Here is an 11,856-nt window from a genome sequence, read left to right as displayed (position 1 = left end):
GATACGGTGAATTCAACATGGGCATTGTCTTTGAGAGAGCAAACAGTTGATTGGCAATATTACCAGTAAGTCCAGTGTCCACCGGAAACAATCCAGAGGCCCAGCACGCCGTTCGTCACGCCATGGGCGAGGATGGGCGACCACAGGTTCTGGCTGCGCATGTACAGCAAGCTATAAGCGGCACCGGCAACGATACCGGCCAGCCACAAATTGTGTTCGAAACCAAACAGTACCACGCTGACAATAAACGCCTTGGCACTGGCCAGGCGTGGCTGGTATTGCAGGAAATCAGGGGCATCGATCCAGCGCAGCAGGAAAGAACGCCAGAACAGCTCTTCCATCACGGGCACCACCAGGGCCGCACCGGCGATGCGCAGCACCACCAGGCTCCATTCGATCTGGCCGTCATTGCGCGGATCGAAACCGTCGGCATTGCCGATCGTCATCCAGCTGGCGCTCAGATTAATCCACAACAAAAAAACAACAAGCCCGGTGGCCAGCGCCACGGCCAGGGCGTGCGCGCCCAGCGGCGTCCACCGCAGTTCCGTGTAGCTGCGGCGCCAATACAGCAACATGCCCAGCACGACGCCGATCTTGACGGCATACAGCCAGCGCAACTCCTGCGCGGCAAAGCCGAGCCGGCCGAGCATGTCGGCGATGAAAATGAAGGAGAGATAGGCCAGGAATGGCGCTACCCGGGGCAAGGCGGCGCGGTCAAACATGCTGCCGCGCACCGGAGGTGTAACCACGCGCCGGACGCGGTGGTCCGGAGCGCGTGTTTTTCATGACAAACATGCATCCTCCGATGTAATAAATATAATTATATAATTATATCAAGCTGAACCGTTGCCGTGGCAAATAATCCTGACTTAATTACAACGGGGTATGCAAAAAGCATCAACCGTTGGCACGCGCCTCGATCTGCTCCCACTTTTCCAGCGCTTCCAGCAGCTCGCCTTCGATCTCGGCCACGCGTGCATTCAGGCGCTTGCCTTCGGCCGGCGTCTTCTTGTAGAAGTCCGGATGCGACAGTTCGGCGGCCAGCACCGATTGCTCGTCTTCCAGCTTGGCAATCAGTTTCGGCAGTTCTTCCAGCTCGCGCTGCTCCTTGTAGCTGAGCTTTTTCTGCTTGGCAACAGGTGCGGCGGCCTCGACCTTCACGGCCGGCTTGCTGGCGGGCGCCGTGGCGATCGGCAAGGTGCGCACGCGCTCCCAGTCCGTGTAACCGCCGACGAATTCGCGCCACTTGCCCTCGCCTTCGGCGACGATCACTTGCGTGACGACGTTGTCGAGGAAGGTGCGGTCATGGCTGACGAGGAAGACGGTGCCGGTGTATTCTTCCAGCAACTCTTCCAGCAATTCCAGGGTATCGATATCGAGGTCATTGGTCGGCTCATCGAGCACCAGCACGTTGGCCGGCTTGGCGAACAGGCGCGCCAGCAGCAAACGGTTACGCTCGCCGCCGGACAGCGACTTGACGGGCGAACGGGCACGTTCCGGCGCGAACAGGAAGTCGTTCAGATACGTCATCACGTGGCGGCGCTGGCCATTGATCTCGACCCAGTCGCTGCCTGGCGCGATGGTTTCCATCAAATTCGCTTCTTCGTTCAGCTGCGTGCGCATCTGGTCGAAATACGCCACTTGCAGCTTGGTGCCCAGGCGGATGGTGCCCGTGTCCGACTCTTCCTGGCCCAGGATCATCTTCAGCAAGGTGGTCTTGCCGGCACCGTTGGCGCCGATCAGGCCGACTTTGTCGCCACGCAGGATGGTGGCGCTGAAATCCTTGACGATGACCTTGTCGCCGTAGATCTTCGAGACGTTTTCCAGGTCCGCCACGATCTTGCCCGAGCGTTCGCCGGCCGACACGTCCAGCTTGACTTGTCCCTGCTGCTCGCGGCGCGCATTGCGCGTCAGGCGCAGCGCTTCCAGGCGGCGCACGCGGCCTTCGTCGCGCACGCGGCGCGCCTTGACGCCCTTGCGTATCCACACTTCTTCCTGCGCCAGGAACTTGTCGAACTTGGCGTTTTCCACCTCTTCGATTTCCAGCTGCTCCGCCTTGCGGGTCTGGTAAGCCGTGAAGTTGCCCGGATACGACAGCAAACGGCCGCGGTCGAGCTCGATGATGCGCGTGGCAACGTTGTCGAGGAAGGAGCGGTCATGGGTAATAAACAGCACGCTGCCCTTGAAGTCGCGCAACAAGCCTTCCAGCCACAGGATGGAACTGAAGTCCAGATGGTTGGTCGGTTCATCGAGCAGCAGCACGTCGGGCGCCGACACCAGCGCGCGCGCCAGCGCCACGCGCTTTTGCATCCCGCCGGACAGGGTTTTCATCAGCATGTCGCCCGTCAGGTTCAAACGGTCGAGCACGGTTTCCACCTTGTTCGGCAAGCTCCACGCATCGGCCGCATCGAGTTTGACCTGGATGTCGTGCATGCGCTCCATCAGTTCGTCGTCATTGCCCTGGCCAAACTGGCCCGTCAGCGCATCGTATTCCTTCAGCCACGCCTGCGATTCACCCATGCCGGAAGCGACCGCGTCGAACACGGACATTTCCGGGTCGAATTGCGGTTCCTGTTCCACATAGGCGATCTTGATGCCTTGCTGCATCACCAACAAGCCGTCATCGAGCTTGAACTTGCCCGAAATAACCTTCAACAGCGACGATTTACCCGTGCCGTTGCGGCCGATCAAGCCGACCCGTTCCGAGGTTTCCAGTGAAAATTCCGCGTGATCGAGCAGCGCGACGTGACCGAACGCAAGTTGCGCCGATGAAAGAGAAATGACAGCCATAATGAGTAAGAGTGCTCGGGCGCCGTCTCGCGCTCACCGCGTGGTGTGCAAAACAGCCGCCGATTGGATGAATGAAGCACGCATTGTACCGATAACCTGGACTTCAATCGCCATCGACCGGTAACTACCGCCTGGATGATCACAGGCTGCCGACGCGCGTTGCGTGGAAACGTGGTGTCGCCAGCAGGAATCGAACCTGCATTTAAGTCTTAGGAGGACCTTGTACTATCCATTGTACGATGGCGACACGCGCAGCGGCATTATACAGGCAAGCGCCCGCCATTAACAGCGTGGCAAGCGGGCGGCGCCACTTCAGGCGATGCGTGCCGTTGCCCTGCCGCGCTGGCGCACCAGCAACACAAGCAATCCCGCCAGGAGTAGCGCGTAGGTGGCCGGTTCCGGCACGGCGCTGATGGAAAATACCTGGATCGCGCCGAAGGTCACATCGTTGCCATGCCAGGCGGAGCCATCGAGCAAACTGATCCCTGTCGATGGCTGTCCACGAAAATTATAGGTGTACAGGAAGGAGCTGCCGCCGTGCGTCAGATCCTGCGGCACATACAGGTCGTGGCCATAGCCGAAGGTGGGACCAAAATTGCTATCGTTATAGGTTTGATCCTTGCCGATTTCATCGCCATTGAAATACTGCTTCAATTGCGGCAGCATCAGGCCCGACGTCAAATTGAACAGGAATCCCGTGCGCGCACTGTCCGGCATCGTCACATGCATGCCATCGGTGGAGCTCCAGCTTTGCGGATTATAGCCGCCCACCAGCCACGTCTTGCCAGATGAATTCGTAGCCTCCATGACGGAAAAAGTGCGCCCCTTGCCATCGGAGGCCTTGTGAAAATCGAGTGAAGTATCACCCGTTGCCTTACTGTAAATGTTGGTCAGTGCCAGATGGCCTTCACCGAGCCAGGTTTCCAGCTGCGTCTGGTAGCCGGGAGAGAGTAGCGACGTACCGGTTCCCGCCTGCGCGCCCAGGGAAAACCCCATGCCGGCCACGGCCAGCACCACACCTATTACCGCTTTGAAATTATTGCGCATCTTCTACCTCGACTGTCAGTATTTAAAACCGGCGCATGTTCCGGTTGCCAAATATAACACGATAGATAATGTTTTTATATTTATTATTTAGATACCAATACGCAATATTTCATAGCAGAAATTCAGCCAGGCAACACCGCCGTCACCTCGATCTCCACCTTCGCTCTATCCTCGATCAGTCCCGCCACCTGCACGGCCGTCATGGCCGGGAAGTGCTTGCCGATGATTTCCCTGTAAGCAACGCCAATTTGTGGATATGACGCCACATATTCCTTCTTGTCCAGTACATACCAGTTCATGCGCACAATGTGCTCGGGCAAGGCGCCCGCCTCGGCCAGCACGGCGACGACATTCTGCAACGCCTGGCGCACCTGTCCCGCAAAATCGTCCGTATGAAACTGGCCCTGCGCATCCCAGCCGATCATGCCGCTGACGCACACCGTGCGTCCGCTGGCGGCCACGCCGTTCGCATAGCCGCGCGGTCTTGCCCATCCGGGCGGTTGCAGCACTTGCATCGTGTTCTCCTCGTTGTCCATGCGGTTCATGCTGTTCATGCGTTCCCCGCCTCGCGCAGCAGTTCGCGCGCGATGATCAATTGCTGCACTTCGCTGGCGCCCTCGTAGATGCGCAGCGCGCGGATTTCGCGGTACAGGCGCTCGACCGGATGGCCGCTGACGACGCCCATGCCGCCAAACAGCTGCACGGCCGCGTCGATCACCTGCTGCGCCGTCTCGGTGGCCGTCAGCTTGGCCATCGCCGCCTCCTTCGTCACCTTGCGGCCCTGGTCGCGCTGCCAGGCGGCGCGGTAGGTGAGCAGCGCGGCCGCGTCGATGCCGGTGGCCATCTGCGCCAATTTTGCCTGCGTCAGCTGGAAGTCCGCCAGGGTCTGGCCGAACATCTGGCGCTTTGTCGCGTGGCGCAACGCCTCGTCGAACGCGCGCCGCGCAAAACCCAGGGCGGCGGCGGCCACCGAGGTGCGGAAGACATCGAGTGTCGCCATCGCCACCTTGAAGCCCTGCCCCGCCTCGCCCAGGCGCTGCGACACGGGCACGCGGCAATTGGCAAAGCGCAGGCGCGCCAGCGGATGCGGGGCGATGACGGCGATGCGCTCGGCGATTTCCAGCCCGGGATTGTCGGCGTCGACGATGAAGGCGCTGATGCCGCGCGCCCCTGGCGCCTCGCCCGTGCGGGCGAACACCACGTAAAAGTCGGCGATGCCGCCGTTCGAGATCCACGTCTTTTCGCCATCGAGCACATAGTCGTCGCCATCGCGGCGCGCCGCGCAGGCCATGGCCGCCACGTCGGAGCCGGCCTGCGGCTCGGACAGGGCAAAGGCGGCGATACGCTTGCCGCTGGCCACGTCAGGCAGGTAGCGCGCCTTGTTCCCGGCGCTGCCGAACAGGCCGATGGCGCCGGAGCCGAGTCCCTGCATGGCGAAGGCGAAATCGGCCAGGCCGTCGTGGCGCGCCAGGGTTTCGCGCATCAGGCAGATGGCGCGCGTGTCGATCTTGCCATCGGTGCCGGTGGCGTAGGTCAGCCAGCCGCCCTGCCCCAGTTGCGCCACCCGCGCGCGGCAAGCCGCATCGACGTCGGCGCCATGCTCGTCGCCCAGGTGCTGCGCCGCCCAGGCATCGAGGTCACGCTCAAGTTCCGCATGGCGCGCTTCGAAAAATGGCCAGTCCAGGTAAGTGGTATCGCGTGTATTGTTCATCTTCTCAATCGCCCTCGAATTGCGGTTTTTCTTTCGCCACGAAGGCGTGATAGGCGCGGTGGAAATCGTTGGTGGCCATGCAGATGGCTTGCGCCTGCGCTTCCGCCTCGATGGCCTCGTCGACGCCCATGTTCCACTCCTGCTGCAGCATTTTTTTCGTCATGCCGTGCGCGAAGGTGGGGCCGCTGGCCAGGCCGGCGGCGAACAGCTGCGCCGCCTCGGCCAGTTCTTCCGGCTCGACCAGACGGTTAAGCCAGCCCCAGCGTTCGGCCTCGGCTCCGGCCAGGGAGCGCCCCGTGTACAGCAATTCGGCGGCGCGGCCCTGGCCGATCACGCGCGGCAGCAAGGCGCAGGCGCCCATGTCGCAGCCGGCCAGTCCCACGCGGGTAAACAGGAAAGCCGTCTTGCTGCGCGCCGTGCCGATGCGGATATCGGAAGCCAGCGCCAGCATGGCGCCGGCGCCCGCGCAAATGCCGTCGATGGCGGCGACGATGGGCTGCGGGCAGGCGCGCATGGCTTTCACCACGTCGCCCGTCATGCGGGTAAACGCCAGCAGTCCGGGCATGTCGAGCTGCGTCAGCGGTCCGATGATGTCGTGCACGTCGCCGCCCGAGCAGAAATTGCCACCGCTGCCCGTGATCACCACGGCCTTGACGTCGTCCGCATGCGCCAGCGCGCGGAACAGCTCGCGCAGCTCCGCATAGGAATCGAAGGTAAGCGGATTCTTGCGCTCGGGCCGGTGCAGGGTCAGGGTGGCGACGCCTGCGTCGACGGCAAACAGAAAATGCCGCGCGGCGTAAGCGGCCAGGATGGCGCGGTTGCCTGGCAGGTCTTGCGGCTGGCCGGGTAGATGGCGCATGCTCAGTCCTTTAGGGAGGTGTTATTCAGCTGCTGCTTCATGTGCGACAGCAGGTCGATCAAGCGGGTTTTGTCGTCGGGCGTCACGCCGTGCAGCAGTTCGGCGATCCAGCCTTCGTGCACGCGCGCCATCTCGTCGAAGGCGCGCCGGCCCGCTGGCGTCAGCTTGACGCTGTACGAGCGGCGGTCTTTCGGGTCGACCACGCGCGCCACCAGTTTCTCCTGCTCCAGCTGGTCGGTGATGCCCGTGATATTGCCGCCCGTGACCATCATGCGCCTGGACAGTTCGCCCATGCGCAAGCCTTCGGGAAAGCGCTCGAGCTGCGCCATCAGGTCGAAGCGGGGCAAGGTGATGCCGAAGCTGGCGCGCAGGCGCGTGCGCACCTCGTTTTCGATTTTCACCGTGCATGAGAGCATGCGCAGCCACAGCTTGAGCGACTGGTGGTGGTCCTGCGTCAGCCGGCTGGCCAGGTCCAGCACGGGTTCGTCCTGCACATTTTCGTTTTCTTTGTCCATGATCTTCATTCGGTTACATGACTTCGCCGCCGGCGACGGCGATCGATTGTCCATTCATGGAGGAGGACGCGGGCAGGCAGAGCCAGGCCACCGCATCGGCCACTTCGCGCGGCTGCACCAGCCGCTGCTGCGGATTGGAGGATGCCAGTTCCGCGCGCGCCGCATCTTCGCCGCGCCCCGTCTTGCGCACGATGTTCTGCACGGCCTGCGCCACCATCTCCGTTTCCGTGTAGCCGGGGCAGACGGCGTTGACGGTGACGCCGCGCGGCGCCACTTCCAGCGCCAGCGCGCGCGTCAGGCCGATCACGCCATGCTTGGCGGCGACATAGGCGCTGACGTAACGATAGCCTTTCAGGCCCGCCGTCGACGCCACGTTGACGATGCGGCCCCAGCCCGCGTCCAGCATGGCCGGCATGACCGCCTGGCAGCAGTGGAACACGCCCGTCAGGTTCACGGCCAGCATCTGCTGCCAGATGGCGGCATCCGTCTTGCCGAAAGGCGCCGCATGCGCCTGGCCCGCGTTATTGATCAATATATCGATGCGGCCGAAATGCGCGGCGGCCTGCGCGAAGCCCGCCTGCACGGACGCTTCCACGGCCACGTCGAGCACGCAGATGGCCACCCGACCCGCATGGCCCGCCTCTTCCAGCTGCATGCGCGCGCGCGCCAGCCGCGCGCCATCGCGCCCGGCCAGCGTGACCCTGGCGCCCGCGTCCAGCAAGGCGTTCGCGCAAGCGAGCCCGATGCCGCTGCCGGCCCCCGTCACCAGCGCATGTTTTCCTGATAATGCGTCCATCAATGCTTCCTTGCTCATGTCATCCTTCCAGCAGCCGCGCGGCCACCTGTTGCGGGGTGAGGCCCGTATTGGCGGCGGCCAGCTGGCGCTCGCGCTGCAGATTGCGTTCCAGCTGCTGCTGGCCCGGCCGGTACTGTTTCGGCCAGGCCGCACCAAAGCCGCTGTAGCCGATGCGCGCCATTTCCGTCAGGGTCCAGGCCGGGTTGGCCAGGTGCGGGCGGCCCACGGCGCACAGGTCGGCGCGCCCGGCGGCGATGATGCTGTTGGCGTGATCGGCTTCGAAGATGGAGCCGACGGCCATGCTGGCGATGCCCGCCTCGTTGCGCACGCGGTCGGCGAACGGCGCCTGGAACATGCGGCCGTACACGGGCTGTTCGAGTTTGCTGACCTGGCCCGAGGAACAGTCGATCAGGTCGGCACCGGCCTGCTTGAACAGGCGCGCGATGCGCACCGCATCGTCGGGCGTGATGCCGCCTTCGACCCAGTCGTGGGCCGAAATGCGCACGCTCATCGGTTTATCCTGCGGCCAGGCGGCGCGCATGGCGCGGAATACGCGCAGCGGATAGCGGCAGCGGTTTTCCAGGCTGCCGCCATACTCGTCCGTGCGGCGGTTGGTCAGCGGCGAAATAAAACTCGACAGCAGATAGCCGTGCGCGCAATGCAGTTCCAGCCAGTCGAAACCGGCGACGGCGGCCGCGAGGGTGGCGCGCACGAAGTCCTGCTCGATGCGCGCCAGGTCGCTTTCCGTGGCCGCGCGCGCCACCTGCGACACGCCGGCCAGGTACTGCTGCTCCGAGGCCGAGACCAGCGGCCAGTTGCCCTCCCTGAGCGGCTGGTCGATGCCGTCCCACATGGGGCGCGTCGAGCCTTTCGCCCCCGCGTGGCCCAGCTGCAGGGCGATCTTCGCATCGCTGTTCGCGTGCACGAAATCGACGATGCGCCGCCAGGCCTGCGTGTGCGCCTCGCTGTACATGCCGGGGCAGGCGGGCGTGATGCGCGCATCGGCCGAGACGCACGTCATCTCGGCAAACACGAGCCCTGCACCGCCCAGGGCGCGCGCGCCCAAGTGCATCAGATGGTAGTCGCCCGCCACGCCGTCGACGGCGCTGTACTGCGCCATCGGCGAGACGGCGATGCGGTTTTTCAGCAGCACGCCGCGCAGCCGGAAAGGCGTCAGCATGGGCGGCAAGGCCTGATCCAGCATGTCCACGCCGGCCTGCTCGCCCGCGCGCCGCGCCAGCCACGATTCATAGCCGGCCACGTAGGCGGGATCGCGCAGGCGCAGATTTTCGTGCGAAATGCGCTGGCTGCGCGTGAGCATCGAATAGGCGAACTGCGGCGCCTCCATGGCGCTGTAGCGCTCGACGTTTTCAAACCACTCCATGGAATTGCGCGCCGCGCTCTGGATTTTCAGCACCTCGATGGCGCGCAGCTGCTGGTAGACGGCCAGCGCCTCGGTCGTCCCGGCATGCTGGCCGAAGCAGCGCGCCAGCTCGATCGCGTCTTCCAGCGCCAGCTTGGTGCCCGAGCCTATCGAATAATGCGCCGTGTGGGCCGCGTCGCCCATCAGCACGACGGGCACGCCGTCCTGGCGATGCACCCACTGCCGGCAGACGATGCGCGGGAAGGTGATCCACTGCGCCGAGCCGCGCAAGTGCGGCGAATTGCTCAGTAAACCGTGGCCGTCGAGTTCCTCGGCGAACAGCGCTTCGCAAAAGGCGATGCCCTCTTCCTGGCTCATGGCGTCCAGTCCCGCCGCGCGCCACACGTGTTCGGGCGTTTCGACGATGAAGGTCGAGGTCTCGCCGTCATACTGGTAGATATGCGCCTGGAACCAGCCGTGTTGCGTCTGGCGGAAGGCAAACGTGAAGGCCTCGAATTTCTTGCGCGTGCCCAGCCAGACGAAGCGGCAATGGCGCTGGTCGATCTCGGGCTGGTAGCTGGCCGCATAGCGCGTGCGGATGCGGCTGTTCAAGCCGTCGCTGGCGATCACCAGGTCGGCGCCGTACTGCTTCGCGATGGCCTGGTCGTCCCGCACTTCCGTCTCGAACACCAGCTGCACGCCGAGTTCCTCGCAGCGCGCCTGCAGGATATTGATCAGGCGCTTGCGGCCGATGCCGCAAAAGCCATGGCCGCCGGAGCGCACGGTCTGGCCCTTGAAGTGGATCTCGATATCGTCCCAGTGATTGAACGCCTGCAGGATGGCGCGCGCCGTCGGCTCGTCCGCGTTGGCCAGGTTGCCCAGGGTCTGGTCGGAAAACACCACGCCCCAGCCAAACGTATCGTACGGGCGGTTGCGCTCGATGACGGTGATGCGGTGATCCGGGTTCTGCTTTTTCATGAGCAGGCTGAAATACAGGCCGGCGGGTCCGCCGCCGATGCAGACAATATTCATGGGGTGTCCGTGCGAAGTTTGAAGCGCTGCAGCTTGCCCGTTTCCGTGCGCGGCAGGGAAGGCAGGAAGCGGATGGCGCGCGGGTATTTATACGGGGCGATCTGCTGGCGCACGAAGTGCTGCAGTTCGGCCGCCAGCAGGTCGCTGGCCTGGCAGCCCTCCTTGAGCACGATGTGCGCCTCGACGATCTGGCCGCGCTCGGCATCGGCGCGCCCCACGACGCCGCACTCGGCCACGGCCGGATGGCGCAGCAGCGCCTCCTCCACTTCCGGGCCAGCGATGTTGTAGCCGGCCGAGACGATCATGTCGTCGCTGCGCGAGCGGTAATAGAAGTAACCGTCGCGGTCCATCTCGAAGGTGTCGCCCGTCAGGTTCCAGCCGTTCTGCACGTATTCGCGCTGGCGCGGGTCGGACAGGTAGCGGCAGCCCGTAGGGCCTTTCACGGCCAGGCGGCCCGTCACGCCGGGCGGCTGCGGCACGCCCGCATCGTCGACGATGCACGCCTGGTAGCCGGGGATGGCCTTGCCGATGGCGCCGCGGCGGATGCCCTCGCCCGTGGCGGAAATGAAGATGTGCAGCATTTCGGTGGCGCCGATGCCATCCGTCATGGCCAGTCCCGTCGCCGCCTGCCAGGCGTCGCGCGTGGCCAGCGGCAGCGCCTCGCCGGCCGACACGGACAGGCGCAGGCTGCGCAAGTCGTGGCCGGCCGCCAGGGGCGCCATCTGGCGGTAAAAGGTGGGCGCCGTGAAGCAGATGGTGGCGTGATAGGCAGCGATGGCGTGCAGCAGCCCGTCGGGCGTGACCTTTTCCAGCAGCACGGTGGCCGCGCCGAAGCGCAGGGGGAACAGCAGCAAGCCGCCGAGGCCGAAGGTAAACGCCAGCGGCGGCGTGCCGATGAAGATATCGTCGGCGCGCGCCTGCAGCATGGAACGGGGAAAGCAGTCGCAGATGGCCAGCAGGTCGCGGTGCATGTGCATGGTGCCTTTGGGGACGCCCGTGGTGCCCGAAGTAAAGCTGATCAGGCAGACGTCGTCGGCCGCCGTATCGTGCGCGGAAAATGGCGCATCGTGGGCCGCCATGCGCCGTTCCAGCTCGGACCCGTCGGCGCCAAAGCACAGCATGGCCGGCAGGCCGGGCAAGCCGTCGAGCTCCCCGCGCAAGCCCTGCGCGCACAGCACGGCGTTCACTTGCGCCCTGGCCAGGATGGTGGACAGTTCGCGCGCGCGCAGCAACGGCATGGTGGGCACGGCGATGCAGCCGGCCTTCAGCACGGCCAGCAGGCAGGCGGCCATCATGGGGGTATTCGCGCCGCGCAGCAGCACGCGATTACCGGGGATCAGGCCCAGGTCGGCGCGCAGCACGTGGGCGATGCGGTCGACCTGCCGCGCAAGATCGGCGTAGCTCCAGCGCTGGCCATCGGCAAGGATGGCGGTGCGCTCGCCGCCGCCGTTGGCCACGGCCGCATCGAGCAGCGCGGCGACGCAATTGAGGCGCGGCGGATACTGCAGCTCGGGCAAGTCGAAACACAGCTGCGGCCAGAGTGCGCGCGGCGGCAGGTGCGCGCGCGCAAAGTCGTCCTGGGGAGATGCGGTGGTAGGCGAAGGGTCGCTGCTCATGCTCATCCTGGCTGGTGACGGGCGCGTGCACAAGGCCCGGAAGCAGATACTTTAAACCTAAAGTATTTTTCCAGCAAGCAGAAAACAGCAATTTCAACACACCTAACAAAACCGTAGCGAGCGGATG

General features: G+C 64.3%; 10 protein-coding genes and 1 tRNA gene. All 11 read right to left on the bottom strand.

The window, feature by feature from the left end; all coding sequences use genetic code 11:
• Positions 1 to 59: 59 nt before the first annotated feature.
• Complete coding sequence (locus ACQ4WQ_RS18515) at positions 60 to 722, bottom strand: CAAX prenyl protease-related protein (protein WP_436499056.1); 663 nt, start codon at positions 720 to 722, stop codon at positions 60 to 62.
• 175 nt (positions 723 to 897) lie between these two features.
• On the bottom strand, positions 898 to 2,790 hold the full coding sequence (locus ACQ4WQ_RS18510) for an ATP-binding cassette domain-containing protein (RefSeq protein ID WP_436499054.1): 1,893 nt from the start codon (positions 2,788 to 2,790) through the stop codon (positions 898 to 900).
• A 172-nt stretch (positions 2,791 to 2,962) separates the two neighbouring features.
• A tRNA-Arg gene (locus ACQ4WQ_RS18505) sits at positions 2,963 to 3,037 on the bottom strand.
• Positions 3,038 to 3,102: 65 nt separating this feature from the next.
• A complete protein-coding gene (locus tag ACQ4WQ_RS18500; RefSeq protein WP_326457325.1) occupies positions 3,103 to 3,837 on the bottom strand; it encodes a PEP_CTERM-anchored TLD domain-containing protein in 735 nt (244 codons plus the stop codon).
• A gap of 122 nt (positions 3,838 to 3,959) precedes the next feature.
• A complete protein-coding gene (locus ACQ4WQ_RS18495; protein WP_326457335.1) occupies positions 3,960 to 4,352 on the bottom strand; it encodes a RidA family protein in 393 nt (130 codons plus the stop codon).
• A 35-nt stretch (positions 4,353 to 4,387) separates the two neighbouring features.
• The gene (locus tag ACQ4WQ_RS18490) at positions 4,388 to 5,548 is read right to left on the bottom strand and encodes an acyl-CoA dehydrogenase family protein (RefSeq protein ID WP_326457326.1); all 1,161 of its coding nucleotides are present in this window, start codon (positions 5,546 to 5,548) and stop codon (positions 4,388 to 4,390) included.
• Between the two features lie 4 nt (positions 5,549 to 5,552).
• Positions 5,553 to 6,407, bottom strand: a complete 855-nt coding sequence (locus ACQ4WQ_RS18485; protein ID WP_436499051.1) for an enoyl-CoA hydratase family protein — start codon at positions 6,405 to 6,407, stop codon at positions 5,553 to 5,555.
• A gap of 2 nt (positions 6,408 to 6,409) precedes the next feature.
• Complete coding sequence (locus ACQ4WQ_RS18480) at positions 6,410 to 6,922, bottom strand: MarR family winged helix-turn-helix transcriptional regulator (protein ID WP_326457328.1); 513 nt, start codon at positions 6,920 to 6,922, stop codon at positions 6,410 to 6,412.
• Positions 6,923 to 6,935: 13 nt separating this feature from the next.
• Positions 6,936 to 7,718: an SDR family NAD(P)-dependent oxidoreductase gene (locus ACQ4WQ_RS18475; protein ID WP_436499049.1), complete on the bottom strand. Its 783-nt coding sequence runs from the start codon at positions 7,716 to 7,718 to the stop codon at positions 6,936 to 6,938.
• 19 nt (positions 7,719 to 7,737) lie between these two features.
• On the bottom strand, positions 7,738 to 10,113 hold the full coding sequence (locus tag ACQ4WQ_RS18470; RefSeq protein ID WP_436499047.1) for a bifunctional salicylyl-CoA 5-hydroxylase/oxidoreductase: 2,376 nt from the start codon (positions 10,111 to 10,113) through the stop codon (positions 7,738 to 7,740).
• Positions 10,110 to 11,729 (bottom strand): AMP-binding protein, encoded by a 1,620-nt coding sequence (locus tag ACQ4WQ_RS18465; protein WP_436499045.1) that lies wholly within the window; start codon positions 11,727 to 11,729, stop codon positions 10,110 to 10,112. The genes ACQ4WQ_RS18470 and ACQ4WQ_RS18465 overlap by 4 nt, the downstream gene beginning before the upstream one ends.
• Between the last annotated feature and the right edge of the window lie 127 nt (positions 11,730 to 11,856).

This window comes from Janthinobacterium goodfellowi (genome assembly GCF_051380695.1).
Taxonomy (GTDB): domain Bacteria; phylum Pseudomonadota; class Gammaproteobacteria; order Burkholderiales; family Burkholderiaceae_D; genus Janthinobacterium.
This window is presented reverse-complemented; position numbering and strand designations above follow the sequence as displayed.

Coding starts and splice junctions, on each gene's coding strand:
- ACQ4WQ_RS18515 (WP_436499056.1), bottom strand. CDS start 722: ATGTTTGACCGCGCCGCCTTGCCCCGGGTAGCGCCATTCCTGGCCTAT.
- ACQ4WQ_RS18510 (WP_436499054.1), bottom strand. CDS start 2,790: ATGGCTGTCATTTCTCTTTCATCGGCGCAACTTGCGTTCGGTCACGTC.
- ACQ4WQ_RS18500 (WP_326457325.1), bottom strand. CDS start 3,837: ATGCGCAATAATTTCAAAGCGGTAATAGGTGTGGTGCTGGCCGTGGCC.
- ACQ4WQ_RS18495 (WP_326457335.1), bottom strand. CDS start 4,352: ATGCAAGTGCTGCAACCGCCCGGATGGGCAAGACCGCGCGGCTATGCG.
- ACQ4WQ_RS18490 (WP_326457326.1), bottom strand. CDS start 5,548: ATGAACAATACACGCGATACCACTTACCTGGACTGGCCATTTTTCGAA.
- ACQ4WQ_RS18485 (WP_436499051.1), bottom strand. CDS start 6,407: ATGCGCCATCTACCCGGCCAGCCGCAAGACCTGCCAGGCAACCGCGCC.
- ACQ4WQ_RS18480 (WP_326457328.1), bottom strand. CDS start 6,922: ATGGACAAAGAAAACGAAAATGTGCAGGACGAACCCGTGCTGGACCTG.
- ACQ4WQ_RS18475 (WP_436499049.1), bottom strand. CDS start 7,718: ATGGACGCATTATCAGGAAAACATGCGCTGGTGACGGGGGCCGGCAGC.
- ACQ4WQ_RS18470 (WP_436499047.1), bottom strand. CDS start 10,113: ATGAATATTGTCTGCATCGGCGGCGGACCCGCCGGCCTGTATTTCAGC.
- ACQ4WQ_RS18465 (WP_436499045.1), bottom strand. CDS start 11,729: ATGAGCAGCGACCCTTCGCCTACCACCGCATCTCCCCAGGACGACTTT.